Here is a 16,104-nt window from a genome sequence, read left to right as displayed (position 1 = left end):
AAAAACTATGAATACACGACTGACTGTACAACCGGGTTTCCCGGCAAAAAGCACCAAGGTTGAGCGTACCGGCAACACCCGTCGCAATGCCTGGTTAACCGTATTCGCTGCCTCTGCGCTGTTCTGGGTGGTTGTAGCGTTAATGATTTGGCGTATCTGGGGCTAAAGCCATGTGGGCACATACACTCAGTCATAAACGTTCTTTGACCACGGGTCAGCACAAGTCAGTCTCCTGCAAAGGAAAAGAAGCCCTTGCAAAGGACGAAAAAGTGTCTATCCCCGAGTCATGGGATTTGAGTAATAACCAGCGACTGTTTATTGAGTCGTTTCTGGACCCTAAAAACAAATAACCTTGTAAGACCATCTATTCGTCACTGCTCTTTTATAACCGGAGTTTCCGGTGGGCTTTTAAATGCCCCTTTCCACATCCTGTAAGACCAAAGGGTGTCGCCGATTGACTGGCGACCGCAAAAACTTTTGCGCCCGATTCCGGCGAAGGAGTGAACCAAATGAATATTATTAAAATGTCCTGGCTTAGCGCGTATGCTTTCTCCTTTGCGTTCTGGTCTGCGGCGGTGTGGATAACGCTGTAATTTGAATTAAATCACCTCTTTCTGATGCCTCGTGTTTTCACGGGGCATTTTCGTTTTCGGCGATTGTAGCAATTTGTGTTGTAATCAAAACGTTAACGAATTTGTGGTCTATCTTTAACATAAACCTTTATCTCACTAAGGTTTAAGACCATGAACAAAAAAGGAGGAGCTATGTCGTCTACCCTACGCGAGCTGAGTCAGGAAATACTGCAGGTCGACACCAACAAATATCACATTTTCAGTCTTCCCCGCGCGGCTCAACATCTCGGCAACATCGATAGCCTGCCCAAATCTCTTAAAGTTCTGCTGGAAAATTTACTGCGCTGGCAGGATGGCGACTCTGTCACCACAGAGGACATCCAGGCGCTGGTTGACTGGCAGAAAGATGCTCACGCTGACCGTGAAATCGCCTACCGGCCAGCTCGCGTATTAATGCAGGACTTTACCGGCGTGCCGGCCGTGGTCGACCTGGCGGCCATGCGCGAAGCGGTGAGTCGTCTGGGCGGCGATGTAGCTAAAGTGAATCCGCTGTCGCCCGTCGATCTGGTTATCGACCACTCGGTCACCGTGGACCATTTTGGTGATGATGACGCTTTTGAAGAGAACGTCCGGCTGGAGATGGAGCGTAACCATGAGCGCTACGTTTTCCTCCGCTGGGGTCAGAAAGCGTTTGATAAATTCCGCGTCGTGCCGCCGGGAACCGGCATCTGCCATCAGGTCAACCTGGAATATCTTGGCAAGGCGATCTGGCATGAAACCCTCAATGGCGAAGAGTATGCCTGGCCCGACACGCTGGTCGGTACCGATTCACACACCACCATGATCAACGCGCTCGGCGTGCTGGGATGGGGAGTAGGGGGCATCGAAGCTGAAGCAGCCATGCTGGGTCAGCCTGTCTCCATGCTGATCCCGGATGTGGTTGGTTTTAAACTTACCGGCAAACTGCGCGCAGGCATTACCGCAACCGACCTCGTTCTGACCGTCACTCAGATGCTGCGTAAGCATGGCGTCGTCGGCAAATTCGTTGAGTTTTACGGTGACGGCCTGGCCGACCTGCCGCTGGCCGACCGTGCGACCATCGCCAATATGGCACCGGAGTATGGCGCCACCTGCGGATTCTTCCCGGTCGACGACGTCACGCTGAGCTACATGACGCTGACCGGACGTGATGCCGATCAGGTCGCCTTAGTGGAAGCCTATGCTAAAGCGCAGGGTCTGTGGCGCAATCCCGGCGATGAGCCGCGTTTCACCAGTACTCTGGCACTGGATATGAACGAGGTGGAGTCGAGCCTGGCCGGACCAAAACGTCCGCAGGACAGGGTGTCGCTGGGCGATGTGCCTGCTGCGTTTGATGCCAGCAACGAGCTGGAAGTGAATCAGGCGCAAAAACCGCACAAAAATGTTGAGTATACCGACAGCGACACTGGCCTGACTCACACACTGACCGATGGCGCGGTGGTGATCAGTGCGATTACCTCCTGTACCAACACCTCTAACCCAAGCGTACTGATGGCGGCCGGTTTACTGGCGAAGAAAGCGGTAGAGCGTGGTCTGAAACGTCAGCCGTGGGTCAAAGCCTCGCTGGCACCCGGTTCCAAAGTGGTTTCCGATTATCTGGCCGTCGCGCAGCTGACCTCGTATCTCGACGAGCTGGGCTTTAACCTGGTGGGCTATGGCTGCACCACCTGTATCGGTAACTCCGGTCCGCTGAAAGATGAGATTGAGTCTGCGATCAAAGCGGGCGATCTCACGGTCGGTGCCGTTTTATCCGGCAACCGCAACTTTGAAGGCCGTATTCATCCGCTGATTAAAACCAACTGGCTGGCTTCGCCGCCGCTGGTGGTGGCTTACGCGCTGGCGGGTAACATGAAGATCAACCTGCAGACGGAGCCGCTGGGCCACGACAGGCAGGGCCAGCCGGTCTATCTGAAAGATATCTGGCCGTCGCCGGAAGAGATAGCCACAGCCGTGCAGCAGGTCACCAGTGATATGTTCCACAAAGAGTACGCCGAAGTCTTCGATGGCACGCCAGAGTGGCAGGCGATCAGGGTCAGTGAAGCGGCAACGTACGACTGGGATGAAGGTTCGACCTACATCCGCCTGTCGCCGTTCTTTGATGATATGGAGAAAGAACCTAAGCCGGTGCAGGATATTCGCGGTGCGCGGGTGCTCGCATTACTGGGCGATTCTGTCACCACGGACCATATCTCGCCAGCGGGCAGCATTAAAGCGGAAAGTCCCGCCGGACGCTATCTGCTGTCACACGGCGTTGAGCGCAACGACTTTAACTCTTATGGGTCGCGTCGCGGTAATCATGAAGTGATGATGCGCGGCACGTTCGCCAATATTCGTATCCGCAATGAGATGGTGCCAGGCGTGGAGGGCGGCTATACCCGACACTATCCAAGTGGCGAACAGCTGGCCATCTACGATGCGGCGATGAAATATCAGGCGGAAGGCGTGCCGCTGGCGGTCATTGCAGGTAAGGAGTACGGCTCTGGCTCGAGCCGCGACTGGGCTGCTAAAGGGCCACGTCTGCAGGGGGTAAGGGTCGTCATTGCCGAATCGTTTGAGCGTATTCACCGCTCTAACCTGATTGGGATGGGCATTCTGCCTCTGGAGTTCCCGCAGGGCGTGACCCGCAAAACTCTGGGGCTGACCGGTGAAGAGCGCATTGACGTGGAAGATCTTCAGGCACTGACGCCAGGCTGCAGCGTGAAAGTCACGCTGACCCGTGCTGACGGCAGTAAGGAAGAGCTGGACACCCGTTGTCGCATCGATACCGGTAATGAGCTGACCTATTACCGCAACGACGGCATCCTGCACTACGTTATCCGCAACATGCTGGACTGACAAAAAAGCCGGGTAAAACCCGGCTTTTTCATTTATGACTTCGGCAGCAGATGCCCCATCTTTTCCGCTTTCGTATCCAGATAGTGCGCATTCTTCGGATTACGTCCCACGACCAGCGGCACACGTTCAACAATGTTGATCCCGGCTTCGCTGAGGATCTCCACTTTGCGCGGATTGTTGGTCAGAAGACGCACTTCATTCACGCCCAGCAGTTTGAACATATCTGCGCACAGGGTGAAGTCGCGCTCATCGGCGGCAAAGCCAAGCTGATGATTCGCTTCTACGGTGTCATAACCTTTATCCTGCAACGCATAGGCGCGGATCTTATTCAGCAGACCAATGTTACGGCCTTCCTGACGGTGATAGAGCAGCACGCCGCGACCTTCTTCTGCGATGGCATTGAGCGCGGCTTCCAGCTGAAAACCACAGTCGCAACGCAGGCTGAAGAGTGCATCGCCGGTCAGGCATTCGGAGTGAACGCGCGCCAGTACCGGCTCGTTATCATTAATATCGCCAAAGACCAGTGCAACATGGTCATGTCCGGTTGCCAATTCTTCAAAACCAACCATCAGGAAATCTCCCCATGGCGTGGGCAGTTTGGCTTCTGCCACCCGTTTAAGCTGCATGTGACTCTCCAGAACCTTCAGAGGATGCACTATCATCATGATAGCGCACAGGCCAGTGTGGCCTGACAAACGTGCAATATTGTGCCACAACCCGGAAGCGGGCTGGTAATCTCTGAGACCAATTGCAGTGATAAAGCACGATTATCCAATCGGCAACGGTTATGTTATTCTTTTTTAAGCTAAAGTTATTCAAATGTTGACATTTGACACCAGGATAAGGGAAGAGGATGTTTAAGATTTCGCGTCGTACCACCTTCGGAATGCTGCTGTTGCTCATTATGCCGGTTGCCGTCTGGCTTACCGGCTGGCGCTGGCAGCCAGGTGAAAGTAATGCGCTGCTGAAGAGTCTCTTCTGGATGACGGAAACCGTCACCAATCCGTGGGGTATAGTCACCAGCGTGCTGCTGAGCGCCTGGATGCTCTGGTGCCTGCGCTTTCGCCTGAAGCCCGCCATCCTGCTGCTGCTGATCATGAACGCCACTATTCTGGCGGGACAATACACCAAATCCTTTATCAAAGAGCAGATTCAGGAGCCGCGTCCCTATGTGATCTGGCTGGAGCAGCATCACGGGCTGGATGAGAAAACGTTCTACGAGCTGAAGCGTAAACAGCGTGGTGAGATGGTGACGTCACTGATTGCCGATGAGACGCAGATTCCGGGCTGGCTGAAACGACACTGGGCGTTTGAAACCGGCTTTGCTTTTCCGTCGGGGCATACCATGTTCGCCGCCAGCTGGGCACTGCTGGCACTGGGACTGCTCTGGCCGCGTCGGCATTATAAAACTGTGGTGGTGATTTTCCTGTGGGCGACGGGCGTGATGGCGAGCCGCCTGCTGCTGGGCATGCACTGGCCACGCGATCTGGCGATGGCAACCGTGCTCTCCTGGTTGCTGGTCACCGTTGCGACCTGGCTGGCACAGCGCTTCTGCGGCCCGCTGACGCTGCCGCCGGAAGAGCAAAAAGAGGTGGCACAGCGGGAGCCCTGATTGTAATTCACCCTTAAGACCCCATATTATTAGTCGGGCCTGCGCAAAAGCGACTCGCCCGATGCTGCTGGGAGCAGCATTTATGCTGGATTTTTGGCATAATTCTACCCGATAACCTCACAACAGGATGCACTGTGAAATATTTGCTGATTTTTTTAGTGGTACTGGTCATTTTTATCATTTCCGTCACCTTAGGCGCGCATAACGATCAGGTCATTACTTTTAACTATCTGCTGGCGCAGGGTGAGTTCAGCATCTCGACCTTACTGGCATCACTGTTTGGCGCAGGTTTTGTGCTTGGCTGGGTCATCTGCGGGCTGTTCTGGTTGCGGACCCGTGTTTCACTGGCCAATGCCAACCGGAAAATTAAGCGTATGCAGACGCAAATTGAGCAGAGCACCGCCCTGGCGACAACGCCATCTTCTCCGGCTGGCCGGGAATAATCCTCAATGCATGAATTGCTGTTTCTGTTACTGCCGGTTGCGGCTGCCTATGGATGGTATATGGGCCGCCGCAGCGCGCATCAGGATAAGCAACAGGAAGCCAACCGGCTGTCACGTGAATATGTGGCGGGCGTCAATTTCCTGCTCTCAAATCAGCAGGACAAAGCCGTTGATCTGTTCCTCGACATGCTTAAAGAGGACAGCGGCACGGTAGAGGCACATCTGACGCTGGGTAACCTGTTCCGATCGCGCGGAGAAGTTGACCGCGCTATCCGTATCCATCAGGCATTAATGGAAAGTGCTTCCCTGAGCTACGAGCAGCGTCTGCTTGCCGTTCAGCAGCTGGGTCGCGACTATATGGCGGCGGGCTTATATGACCGCGCAGAAGATATGTTTAAGCAGCTCACCGATGAAACGGATTTTCGTATCGGCGCGCTGCAGCAGCTGTTACTGATTCACCAGGCCACCAGTGACTGGCAACAGGCCATCGAGGTCGCAGAACGCCTGGTTAAGCTCGGCAAAGAGAAGCAGAAAGGCGAAATTGCTCACTTCTACTGTGAACTCGCACTGCAGGCGATGAGCAGCGACGATCTGGATCGTGCCATGAGCCTGCTGAAGAAAGGGGAGGCGGCCGACCGCAACAGCGCACGCATCTCCATTATGATGGGCCGTATTCTGATGGAAAAAGAAGACTTCGCCAGAGCGGTGGGTCATTTGCAGCGCGTGCTGGATCAGGATAAAGAGCTGGTGAGTGAAACATTGGGCATGCTGGAGACCTGTTTCCAGCGGCTCAATCAGCCTGATGCCTGGGCAGACTTTCTGCAGCGCTGTGTGGAACAGAACACCGGCGCGGCAGCGGAACTTTATCTTTCAGACATCCTTGAACAGCAGCAGGGCGCTGAAGCGGCACAAAATTACATCAGTCGTCAGCTTGAGCGCCATCCGACGATGCGAGTCTTCCATCGCCTGATGGATTTAAATCTGCGTGAAGCCGAAGATGGCCGGGCCAAAGAGAGTCTGATGGTGCTGCGCGACATGGTGGGTGAACAGATTCGCACCAAGCCACGCTATCGCTGCCAGAAGTGTGGTTTTACCGCACATGCACTTTACTGGCACTGTCCATCCTGCCGGACGTGGTCTTCAGTGAAGCCCATCCGTGGTCTCGACGGCCAGTAAAGCGGCCGTTATAACTGAATTAACATCACCCCATAATAGTTACAACATACTATATAGGCAATAATCAGCAGGCTTCGGCAGAGGTGCATTTATTGCCAGGCAGAGGGGCAATGGCGATTGTGATGGCCAGACACCGCAGGTAGAATGCTTGCCGTTTGTCAATCGCGCCTGCGGGTGCTCACTGCAGAGGAAATGCCATGCCTTCACCCCACAACGTGACCGCTTCGCCGATTCTGGTAGCGCTGGATTATCATGACCACGACAGCGCGTTGCGTTTTGTCGACCAGATCGATCCCCGCAGTTGCCGCCTGAAAGTGGGCAAAGAGATGTTTACGCTGTTTGGTCCCGCGCTGGTTAACACTCTGCAGCAGCGCGGCTTTGAGCTGTTCCTCGATCTTAAATTCCATGATATTCCTAACACTACCGCGCATGCCGTGGCTGCCGCAGCCGATCTTGGCGTCTGGATGGTCAATGTGCATGCCAGCGGCGGGGCGCGGATGATGAATGCGGCGCGTGAGGCGCTGCTTCCCTTTGGTAAAGATGCGCCCCTGCTGATTGCGGTGACCGTACTGACCAGCATGGATACCGACGATCTCCGAGAGCTGGGCATTACGCTTTCCCCTGCCGAACAGGCAGAGCGACTGGCGAAGCTGACCCAGTCGTGCGGACTGGATGGTGTGGTCTGTTCTGCACATGAAGCGGTCCGCTTCAAACAGGCTCTGGGTCAGGAGTTTGCGCTGGTCACGCCGGGGATTCGTCCGGCAGGCAGCGATGCCGGCGATCAGCGTCGTATCATGACACCGCAGCAGGCGAAGCTGGCGGGCGTAGACTATATGGTTATCGGGCGTCCGATTACGCAGTCCGCCGATCCCGCCGCCGCCCTGCAGGCGATCCTGGACAGTCTGGAGACACAATAATGGCGAATGACAATCCACTGGTTTACTCAACCGACAGCGGGCGCATCACGCAGCCTGAGCCAAAAGCGGAACGGCCAAAAGGGGATGGTGTTGTGCGGATCCAGCGTCAGACCAGCGGACGCAAGGGCAAAGGCGTCTGCCTGATCACCGGCATCGACCTGGATGATGCGTCTCTGACGCTGCTGGCAGCTGAACTGAAAAAGAAGTGTGGCTGTGGCGGTTCGGTAAAAGAGGGCGTTATTGAGATTCAGGGCGATAAACGCGATTTACTGAAAACGCTGCTGGAAGCCAAAGGGATGAAAGTCAAACTGGCGGGTGGATGAATAAAAAATCGGGCTACCAGAGTAGCCCGATTGTCATGCAGATGCTTAGCGTAGCCGATTATTCTTTTAATAAGGTCCTTAGTGGACCTGATGACCGATAATGCCACCGACAGCGGCGCCGCCGACTGTGCCAAGTGCGCTACCATTGGTCAATACTGAACCACCAATTGCGCCCGCGCCCGCGCCAATCGCGGTGTTGCGGTCACGTTTAGACCAGTTAGAACAGCCGCTCAGTGCAACAGCTAACGTGGTCGCCAGTACAACGGCAGTGATTCGTTTCATTGTTGTTGTCATACACTTCTCCTTTGATGTGCTCACAGAGGCAACACTCTTAGTATAGCTCCGATATTTCCTCAGCCCGCTTGTGTCGCATCATTGCCGCATCCGTGACGGCATCGAAATGTGATCACCATGGACAAACCGTTTGTAGCGGGTGAGGCGCAATGCCGGACCCGACAGGTCCACGCATTGCCTGAGAAGATTCTAAGCATTCTGGATAAATTCCGAAGATAGAAAACTCTTAAATCACCACACATTTTTCGATTCACAGCCATTCCTTCTGCGTTTATAGCCATTTGCTCCATAACCCTTTGGCGTCTGACTCCGCAAAATTCAGGGACGATTGTCAGCAGGAGAAAAGGCATGCTGGAACACCTTAAACAACAGGTTCTGGAAGCGAATCTGGATTTACCCAAATATAACCTGGTGACCTTCACCTGGGGCAATGTCAGTGCGGTTGATCGCGAACAGGGCTTGCTGGTGATTAAACCGTCTGGCGTAAGCTATGACGTGATGAAGCGCGACGACATGGTGGTGGTCGATCTGGCGACTGGTGAGGTGGCAGAAGGGGATAAACGACCCTCATCGGACACGGCGACACACCGGGCGCTCTATCTTGCCTGGCCTGAGGTAGGCGGTATTGTCCATACTCACTCGCGGCATGCCACTATCTGGGCACAGGCCGGACGCCCCATTCCGGCCTGGGGAACCACCCACGCTGATGATTTCTATGGCGAGATCCCCTGTACTCGCGCCATGCGTAATGAAGAGATTCAGCACGACTATGAGTGGAATACCGGCCAGGTGATCATCGAGACCTTCACGCAGCGTGAATTGTCACCCTCGGCGATCCCGGCGGTACTGGTCAACTCCCATGGCCCCTTTGCCTGGGGGAAAGATGCCCACGCCGCCGTGCACAGCGCGGTTGTGCTGGAAGAGGTAGCATATATGGGTCTGTTCAGCCAGCAGTTGACCGCTAACCTCCCGCCTATCAATCAGACGCTGCTTGACCTGCACTATCTGCGAAAGCATGGCGAGAATGCCTGGTATGGCCAGAAATAACAGGCGGGACGCAATAGCGTCCCGTTTTTTTGGTCTCTTTTGAGACTGGTATGGCGATCCGCATCATAGTTAATAAAACAACCTAACAACAAAAATAAAACAGTGTTTCATTTAATCGAATCGATCACTGTTTTGATTACCTCAAGTCACTATTTTGCCTGCATCGCCTTCGGGCACCTCCAGCACCACCCTCTGGCATAGCAAAGGTGACATTTATATGCACATCAAACGGGCAATAGATAAAATTCCGGGCGGCATGATGCTCGTACCGCTGTTTATCGGCGCACTCTGCCATACGTTCTCACCAGGGGCCGGGAAATATTTCGGTTCTTTCACCAACGGTCTGATGACCGGCACCGTGCCCATCCTGGCCGTCTGGTTCTTTTGTATGGGGGCGTCGATAAAACTCAGCGCCACCGGAACGGTACTGCGTAAATCAGGCACGCTGGTGCTTACCAAAATTGCCGTGGCATGGGTGGTAGCGGCGATCGCCTCGCGGGTGATGCCGGAAAATGGCGTAGAAGTGGGGATGTTTGCCGGCTTATCGACGCTGGCGCTGGTCGCCGCGATGGATATGACCAATGGCGGTCTTTATGCCTCCATCATGCAACAGTACGGTTCGAAAGAGGAAGCGGGCGCTTTTGTGCTGATGTCGCTGGAGTCCGGGCCATTGATGACCATGGTGATTCTGGGCACCGCCGGCATCGCCTCATTCGAGCCGCACGTGTTTGTCGGCGCTGTCCTGCCGTTTGTGGTCGGATTTGCATTAGGGAATCTTGATCCGGAGTTGCGCGACTTCTTCGGAAAAGCGGTACATACGCTGATTCCCTTCTTCGCTTTTGCCCTGGGTAACACCATTAACCTTGGGGTGATTGCGGAAACCGGTCTGCTGGGCATCATGCTGGGCATAGCCGTCATCATCATTACCGGCATCCCGCTTATTCTGGCCGATCGGCTGATTGGCGGGGGAGATGGCACGGCTGGCGTGGCTGCATCCAGTACGGCAGGCGCGGCGGTGGCCACACCGGTGCTGATTGCCGAAATGCTGCCGCAGTTTAAACCGGTTGCCCCGGCAGCCACGGCGCTGGTTGCCACGTCCGTGATTGTGACCTCTGTGCTGGTGCCCATCATCACCGCCATCTATTCAAAACGTCTTAAGCGTCTTCATGTTGCCGTCGGGCAGCGTGCCGCTATTAAGTAACCCGCCTAATCAATCCCCGACGCGCCAGTCGGGGATCACTCTGGATTTTGTGTTGTAAATCAATCTCTCATTTGGTCTGGCCTCACTCTGCATTACGCTGATGTGGCGTATTTAACGCATCAAAATATAAACAGAGGATGAGACAATGACAGTTATTAACCAAGCAACGTGCAGATTATTTACAGAAGTCGGCAACACCACGCAGTTAGTCGCCTATTACGAAGAAGGGCGTCGTACCATGTGGATGATGCTGCGCGCTCAGCCCCGTCCGAGCTTCAACCACGAACTGATTGAGGAGATCATGAACCTGAGCTATGCCGCTCAGCGCTCCGGTCTGCCAATCGATTTCTGGGTCACCGGCTCACTGGTGCCGCAGATGTTCAACGCCGGTGGCGATCTGCGCTTCTTCGTCGAGTGCATTCGCAACAACCGCCGTGAGGCGCTGCGGGCCTATGCCCGTGCCTGTGTGGACTGCATCCACTCAGCAGCACGCGGTTTCGACACCGGCGCGGTGACGCTGGCGATGATTGAAGGCAGTGCGCTGGGCGGTGGATTTGAAGCGGCGCTGGCGCATCACTTCATTCTGGCGCAGAACAACGCGCGGATGGGCTTCCCGGAAATTGCCTTTAACCTGTTTCCTGGCATGGGTGGCTACTCGCTGGTGGCGCGTCGTTCCGGCATGAAGCTGGCAGAGGAGTTAATCTGTGAAGGGGAGTCCCATAGCGCGGAGTGGTATGAGACGCGCGGACTGGTGGATAAAGTCTTCCAGCCTGGCGACAGCTACCGCGCCACACGCACCTTTATTGATACGTTACGGCCTAAGCTCAATGGCGTGCGGGCGATGCTGAAAGCGCGTCAGCGCGTGCTGCAACTGTCACGCGCTGAGCTGATGGATATTACTGAGGATTGGGTTGATTATGCTTTCACTATCGAACCCAAAGATATTGCTTATATGGAACGCCTGGTGCAGTTACAAAACCGCCACAGCGCATCACTGCGTAAAGCGGGTTAATCTTAACCAGCGTTAAACGCGGGCAGGATGCTTAGCCAGCCAATGCCCAAATTGTTCCGCGGGCATTGGTTTTGCGTAATAGTAACCCTGACGCCCATCGACACCACTTTTGAGGACAAACTTCTCTTCATCCGGGGTCTCAATACCCTCAGCAATGACCTGCAAATCGAGCGCCTTGGCGACGGCGACGATAGCGCGCACCAGCGATTGTGAAACCGGCTGCTTGTTAATATCGCGGATAAAGCTCTGGTCGAGTTTGATGGCATTGATTGGCACGCGTGCCAGCTGAGAAAGCGAGGAGTAACCGGTGCCAAAGTCATCCAGGTGCACCTGTGCGCCCAGTTCCTGAAACTGCTTCATCAGCTTCAGCGCTTCAGTTTCATTCTCAATCAGGCAGCTTTCGGTCAGCTCAATATCGATGGGGCAGTCGGTGATATTAGCCTCGTGCAGCGCCTGTTTCAGGTCAGTGTAGATGCTCTGATCAATCAGCTGACGGGCCGAAACGTTGACGGCGACGCGCAGAAAAATGCCCTGCTCACGCCAGGCGATAATCTGCTTCAGCACGTTGAGCATGACCCAGCGTCCCAGCGGCACAATCAGCCCTGACTCTTCAGCATAGGGAATAAAGTCAGCGGGCGAGACCAGACCACGCTCTGGTGAGTTCCAGCGCACCAGTGCTTCAGCGCTGCGGACCTGGCCGTCGCTGTCGATTTTTGGCTGATAGTGCACCAGCAGATGATCCAGTTCCAGCGCCTTGCGCAGGTTAGTATCCAGCCACAGATACTCAAAGACCCGCTGGTTCATCTCTGCCGCAAACACGCAGAACTTGCCGCGCCCGTTCTCTTTGGCGTGATACATCGCGGTGTCTGCGTTGCGAATCAGGCTCTCGCGGTCGTCGCCATGCAGCGGCGCAAAAGCGATGCCAATTGAACAGCCGCTGTAAACTTCGATTAGCCCGATACGGAAAGGCTGACGCAGCCGCTCAAGAATGCGGGAAGACATCGCTTCCAGTGCAGCCTGACTGGTGTGCTCAGCCAGCACCACAAATTCGTCGCCACCCAGACGGCCCAGGGTCTGGTCTTTACCCAGACAGCTGAGGATGGCCAGTGAAACTGCCTGCAGTAACTGATCGCCGAACATATGACCGTAGGCGTCGTTCACTTTTTTAAAATTATCGAGGTCGAGATAAACCACGCCGGTCTCATCCCCCTCGGATCACTCCAGCGCCAGGCTAATCTGTTGATGAATGGCGTTGCGATTGGGTAAACCGGTCACCGTGTCGGTGTTTGCCAGCACCCGCAGGCGTTCCTGGGCGCGTCGCTCCTCGGTGATGTCTGTGCCAGAACAGATGAGGAAAATTTCATTTTTGCCACTGCCGCTGTGAACAAACTTATTACGAAAAAGAAACAGTCGCTGACCTTTTTTGGTTTTGACCCAGCGCTCAACCTCATAAGAGTTACCGTCACGGAAGAAGCCCGCAATGTTGCGTCGTGACTGTGAGGCTTCCTGTTTGGTCATAAAAAGCTGAAAGACGTTACGGCCAATAACCTCGTGCTCATTCAGGCCGGTATATTCTTCACTCAGGCGGTTAAAACGCTGAATATTGCCGCGCTGATCGAGGATTACAATCACCGAATTAGCTTCAGAAACCACCTGTTCAGCGAAAGACAGCCCCAGGGTTAAATCGCGGGCAACTGCAGATGTATCGCCCCAGGCAGAGGCGGTGCCGGCCCATGAAGCCTGATTCACTTTACGTCCGACAAAATGCATCGGCACATCAATGCCCTGAAGGGTCATAGTCAGATTGATGCTTGAGGTGATGACCGGCATCGCGCGGATCATTGCGGCCTGGCCGGGGGTCAGCGGCAGGGCGATATTGGTTTGTGATGACTCATCTTCGGCAAAATGCAACGCATCGCTGTCCGCGGTCAGACGCCAATGAGGGCTGGTTGTACCAAAAAGAGTGTACAACAACGTTTGCCCGTGTTCATCGGTCATGGAAACTTCCTCCGGGAAGTGCTCTGCAGGCGTTATCTCATTATTTTAGCAACAGTATTCATCATCTGACGCCAGCACAAGATGCAAACCAAATATATTTTTCCATCCAGATAAGAATGGCACAAAAAAGCCCCGGCGGCGCGGGGCTGTAGCGTGCGGTCAGCAGGGGCATTTGCCCAGTTTACCCGCCTGGCTTGGGAAGCGGGCGTCCAGGCAGTAACGATGGAAATCGCGCTCGTTCATCGGCGGCTGGTCGGGATGATGCAGACGCATATGCTGCAGATATTTTTGATAATCCTGGACCCCGACCATTAAGCGGAAGCACTGTTGCAGACCGCGCCAGAATCCTCGCCAGCTGAGGGCCTGCGGCATCGGCGAAGCCGTCAGGTGGCAGCGGATAATCTGCCACTCACCCTGCGGACGATGGCCCTGATGAATGGCATCAGACATGACGCACCGCCTTGTTGCGCAGTGCCACCGGCGTCTCGCTGGTGGTCGGCACTGCACTGTTCAGCGCGCGACGAATCACAAAGAACGCGGCGACCAGCATCGTGACTGCCACCAGCATAAAGAAAGCGCACAGCGCCGCATTAATCTGATTGCTGAACACGATGGTCTGCATATCCGCCACGCTTTTTGCCGGCGCAATAATCACGCCTTCATCCAGCCCTTTGCGGAACTTATTCGCCTGGGCCAGGAAACCGATGGACGGTTTTTCGTGGAAAATTTTCTGCCAGCCCGCGGTCATCGAAGTGATAAACAGCCAGACGGTGGGCAGAATAGTCACCCAGGCGTAGCGCTGCTTTTTCATTTTGAACAGCACGACGGTGCCAAGAATCAGCGCCATCGACGCCAGCATCTGGTTGCCGATACCAAACAGTGGCCATAGGGTGTTGATGCCACCCAGTGGATCGACCACGCCCTGATAGACAAAGAAGCCCCAGCCCGCGACTGCGACGCTGGTGCCCGCCATGTTACCCAGCCAGGAACGGTTGTTCGCCAGAGAAGGCACCACGGTGCCTACCAGATCCTGCACCATAAAACGGCAGGCGCGGGTACCCGCATCGACAGCGGTCAGGATAAACAGCGCTTCGAACAGAATGGCGAAGTGATACCAGAACGCCATCATCGCCCGGCTGTTAAAGATCTCGGTAATGATGTGAGCCATACCTACAGCGAAAGTGGGCGCGCCGCCTGCGCGGGAGAGAATCGAGCCTTCACCCACGTCACGGGCGATGCCGCTCAGCATTTCTGGCGTCACGACAAAGCCCCAGCCGTTGATCACCTGTGACGCGCTTTCAACGGTGGTACCAATCAGCGCGGCGGGTGAGTTCATGGCAAAGTAGACACCCGGATCCAGCACCGAGGCACAAATCAGCGCCATGATCGCCACAAACGACTCCATCAGCATGGCGCCATAGCCAATAAAGCGGATATGACTTTCCCGCTCCACCAGCTTCGGCGTGGTGCCGCTGGAGACCAGCGCATGGAAGCCGGAGATCGCGCCGCAGGCGATGGTAATAAACAGGAAAGGGAACATCGCACCGGAGAAGACCGGGCCGGTGCCGTCGATAAACTTGGTCACCGCTGGCATTTTCATCTCAGGCATCGCAAAAACGATGCCCACCGCCAGCCCGACAATCACGCCGATTTTAAGAAAGGTCGAAAGGTAGTCGCGCGGTGCCAGCAGCAGCCAGACCGGCAGCACCGAAGCAATAAAGCCGTAAATCACCAGTACCCAGGTCAGCGAGGTGCCTTTCAGGGTAAAGAAGGGGCCCCAGTAAGGATGCTGTGCCACGTCACCGCCATAAATAATCGCCGCCATCATCAGCACAAAGCCAATCAGTGACACTTCGGCAATTTTACCGGGCCGGATAAAGCGCATGTAAACGCCCATAAACAGCGCAATGGGAATAGTGGCCGCGATGGTAAACAGGCCCCACGGACTGTTCGCCAGCGCCTTCACGACAACCAGCGCCAGCGCCGACAGGATAATGATCATCACGCCCAGCGCGCCGAGCATCGTCACCACACCGGCAAAGGCCCCCAGCTCCTGCCGCGCCATCTCGCCCAGTGAGCGGCCGTCACGGCGGGTGGAGATAAACAGGATCAGGAAATCCTGTACCGCGCCCGCCAGCATCACGCCGACCAGAATCCAGATGGTGCCTGGCAGAAAGCCCATCTGCGCCGCCAGAATCGGACCGACCAGCGGACCGGCACCGGCAATAGCCGCGAAGTGATGACCAAACAGCACCCATTTATTGGTCGGGACATAATCGAGTCCGTCGCTCAGCCGCTCGGCGGGAGTCATCCGGCGATCATCAAGTTCGAAGATATTGCGGGCGATAAACAGGCTGTAGAAGCGATACGCGATGCTGTAACAGGCGACAGCGGCTATCACCAGCCAGACTGCGTTGACGTGTTCGCCGCGGCTGAGGGCCAGCATGGCGAAAGCGCCTGCGCCGATTAACGCCACCACTAACCAGATGACACTGGTTTTGACGTTTTTCATGACTAACTCCTTGTAGGGACCGAGGGAAGGCGATCAAAAACAACGAGTTAAACTTAATGTAATGGAATGTAAGTGAAAGTTAATCAGTGGAGAAGTGTGAAGCGGGGTACAAATTTAACGTTT

Annotated in this window: 14 protein-coding genes and 1 pseudogene; 10 read left to right on the top strand and 5 right to left on the bottom strand. The window is 55.1% G+C overall.

The genetic code is table 11. The features are described 5' to 3' along the window. Nucleotides 1–7 precede the first annotated feature (7 nt). Together FA92_RS22570 and acnA are read left to right on the top strand one after the other, a co-directional pair. Nucleotides 8–166 (top strand): YmiA family putative membrane protein, encoded by a 159-nt coding sequence (locus tag FA92_RS22570; protein ID WP_003853864.1) that lies wholly within the window; start codon nucleotides 8–10, stop codon nucleotides 164–166. A 598-nt stretch (nucleotides 167–764) separates the two neighbouring features. Further along, nucleotides 765–3,446: an aconitate hydratase AcnA gene (gene acnA, locus FA92_RS08980; RefSeq protein ID WP_033783245.1), complete on the top strand. Its 2,682-nt coding sequence runs from the start codon at nucleotides 765–767 to the stop codon at nucleotides 3,444–3,446. Nucleotides 3,447–3,478: 32 nt separating this feature from the next. On the opposite strand, the gene ribA is transcribed toward acnA, so the two are convergent. Next, complete coding sequence (ribA, locus tag FA92_RS08975; protein WP_033783243.1) at nucleotides 3,479–4,072, bottom strand: GTP cyclohydrolase II; 594 nt, start codon at nucleotides 4,070–4,072, stop codon at nucleotides 3,479–3,481. Nucleotides 4,073–4,299: 227 nt separating this feature from the next. Between ribA and pgpB the strand changes: the two genes are divergently transcribed. From pgpB to yciH, 5 genes are all read left to right on the top strand, one after another. Further along, nucleotides 4,300–5,058, top strand: coding sequence for a phosphatidylglycerophosphatase B (gene pgpB / locus FA92_RS08970; RefSeq protein WP_033783242.1), 759 nt, complete (start codon nucleotides 4,300–4,302; stop codon nucleotides 5,056–5,058). A 134-nt stretch (nucleotides 5,059–5,192) separates the two neighbouring features. Next, on the top strand, nucleotides 5,193–5,501 hold the full coding sequence (locus FA92_RS08965) for a LapA family protein (RefSeq protein ID WP_013358009.1): 309 nt from the start codon (nucleotides 5,193–5,195) through the stop codon (nucleotides 5,499–5,501). A 6-nt stretch (nucleotides 5,502–5,507) separates the two neighbouring features. Further along, complete coding sequence (gene lapB / locus FA92_RS08960; RefSeq protein ID WP_033783240.1) at nucleotides 5,508–6,677, top strand: lipopolysaccharide assembly protein LapB; 1,170 nt, start codon at nucleotides 5,508–5,510, stop codon at nucleotides 6,675–6,677. Between the two features lie 197 nt (nucleotides 6,678–6,874). Continuing rightward, on the top strand, nucleotides 6,875–7,594 hold the full coding sequence (pyrF, locus tag FA92_RS08955) for an orotidine-5'-phosphate decarboxylase (RefSeq protein ID WP_033783238.1): 720 nt from the start codon (nucleotides 6,875–6,877) through the stop codon (nucleotides 7,592–7,594). Beyond that, the gene (gene yciH / locus FA92_RS08950) at nucleotides 7,594–7,917 is read left to right on the top strand and encodes a stress response translation initiation inhibitor YciH (protein ID WP_033783236.1); all 324 of its coding nucleotides are present in this window, start codon (nucleotides 7,594–7,596) and stop codon (nucleotides 7,915–7,917) included. Before pyrF ends, yciH begins: the two co-directional genes overlap by 1 nt. Nucleotides 7,918–7,995: 78 nt before the next feature. Here yciH and osmB read toward each other — a convergent pair whose 3' ends face one another. Beyond that, nucleotides 7,996–8,211, bottom strand: coding sequence for an osmotically-inducible lipoprotein OsmB (gene osmB, locus FA92_RS08945; RefSeq protein ID WP_003853848.1), 216 nt, complete (start codon nucleotides 8,209–8,211; stop codon nucleotides 7,996–7,998). 348 nt (nucleotides 8,212–8,559) lie between these two features. Between osmB and araD the strand changes: the two genes are divergently transcribed. The 3 genes from araD (at nucleotide 8,560) to FA92_RS08930 (ending at nucleotide 11,471) form a co-directional block, all read left to right on the top strand. Beyond that, nucleotides 8,560–9,258 carry an L-ribulose-5-phosphate 4-epimerase gene (gene araD, locus FA92_RS08940; RefSeq protein WP_033783235.1) on the top strand — a complete coding sequence of 233 codons (699 nt, stop codon included), beginning with the start codon at nucleotides 8,560–8,562 and terminating at the stop codon, nucleotides 9,256–9,258. Between the two features lie 217 nt (nucleotides 9,259–9,475). Next, nucleotides 9,476–10,459, top strand: a complete 984-nt coding sequence (kdgT, locus tag FA92_RS08935) for a 2-keto-3-deoxygluconate transporter (RefSeq protein WP_013358004.1) — start codon at nucleotides 9,476–9,478, stop codon at nucleotides 10,457–10,459. A gap of 145 nt (nucleotides 10,460–10,604) precedes the next feature. Next, the gene (locus FA92_RS08930; protein WP_003853843.1) at nucleotides 10,605–11,471 is read left to right on the top strand and encodes a crotonase/enoyl-CoA hydratase family protein; all 867 of its coding nucleotides are present in this window, start codon (nucleotides 10,605–10,607) and stop codon (nucleotides 11,469–11,471) included. A 12-nt stretch (nucleotides 11,472–11,483) separates the two neighbouring features. On the opposite strand, the pseudogene pdeR reads toward FA92_RS08930, so the two are convergent. From pdeR to FA92_RS08915, 3 genes and pseudogenes are all read right to left on the bottom strand, one after another. Continuing rightward, a pseudogene (gene pdeR, locus FA92_RS08925) lies at nucleotides 11,484–13,469 on the bottom strand (cyclic di-GMP phosphodiesterase). Nucleotides 13,470–13,628: 159 nt separating this feature from the next. Continuing rightward, nucleotides 13,629–13,919: a CstA-like transporter-associated (seleno)protein gene (locus FA92_RS08920; RefSeq protein WP_013358002.1), complete on the bottom strand. Its 291-nt coding sequence runs from the start codon at nucleotides 13,917–13,919 to the stop codon at nucleotides 13,629–13,631. Continuing rightward, nucleotides 13,912–15,981: a carbon starvation CstA family protein gene (locus FA92_RS08915; RefSeq protein ID WP_033783234.1), complete on the bottom strand. Its 2,070-nt coding sequence runs from the start codon at nucleotides 15,979–15,981 to the stop codon at nucleotides 13,912–13,914. The genes FA92_RS08920 and FA92_RS08915 overlap by 8 nt, the downstream gene beginning before the upstream one ends. Nucleotides 15,982–16,104: the final 123 nt, after the last annotated feature.

Source organism: Pantoea sp. 9140, assembly GCF_000745295.1.
GTDB lineage: Bacteria > Pseudomonadota > Gammaproteobacteria > Enterobacterales > Enterobacteriaceae > Pantoea > Pantoea vagans.
The sequence above is the reverse complement of the archived record's forward strand: the minus strand, read 5'-3'. Positions and strand labels throughout refer to the sequence as shown.

Excerpts from the sequence above, each read along its gene's own strand:
- FA92_RS22570 (WP_003853864.1), top strand. The coding sequence starts at position 8 with ATGAATACACGACTGACTGTACAACCGGGTTTCCCGGCAAAAAGCACC.
- FA92_RS08920 (WP_013358002.1), bottom strand. The coding sequence starts at position 13,919 with ATGTCTGATGCCATTCATCAGGGCCATCGTCCGCAGGGTGAGTGGCAG.
- acnA (WP_033783245.1), top strand. The coding sequence starts at position 765 with ATGTCGTCTACCCTACGCGAGCTGAGTCAGGAAATACTGCAGGTCGAC.
- FA92_RS08915 (WP_033783234.1), bottom strand. The coding sequence starts at position 15,981 with ATGAAAAACGTCAAAACCAGTGTCATCTGGTTAGTGGTGGCGTTAATC.
- araD (WP_033783235.1), top strand. The coding sequence starts at position 8,560 with ATGCTGGAACACCTTAAACAACAGGTTCTGGAAGCGAATCTGGATTTA.
- kdgT (WP_013358004.1), top strand. The coding sequence starts at position 9,476 with ATGCACATCAAACGGGCAATAGATAAAATTCCGGGCGGCATGATGCTC.
- osmB (WP_003853848.1), bottom strand. The coding sequence starts at position 8,211 with ATGACAACAACAATGAAACGAATCACTGCCGTTGTACTGGCGACCACG.
- yciH (WP_033783236.1), top strand. The coding sequence starts at position 7,594 with ATGGCGAATGACAATCCACTGGTTTACTCAACCGACAGCGGGCGCATC.
- ribA (WP_033783243.1), bottom strand. The coding sequence starts at position 4,072 with ATGCAGCTTAAACGGGTGGCAGAAGCCAAACTGCCCACGCCATGGGGA.
- pyrF (WP_033783238.1), top strand. The coding sequence starts at position 6,875 with ATGCCTTCACCCCACAACGTGACCGCTTCGCCGATTCTGGTAGCGCTG.
- pgpB (WP_033783242.1), top strand. The coding sequence starts at position 4,300 with ATGTTTAAGATTTCGCGTCGTACCACCTTCGGAATGCTGCTGTTGCTC.
- lapB (WP_033783240.1), top strand. The coding sequence starts at position 5,508 with ATGCATGAATTGCTGTTTCTGTTACTGCCGGTTGCGGCTGCCTATGGA.
- FA92_RS08930 (WP_003853843.1), top strand. The coding sequence starts at position 10,605 with ATGACAGTTATTAACCAAGCAACGTGCAGATTATTTACAGAAGTCGGC.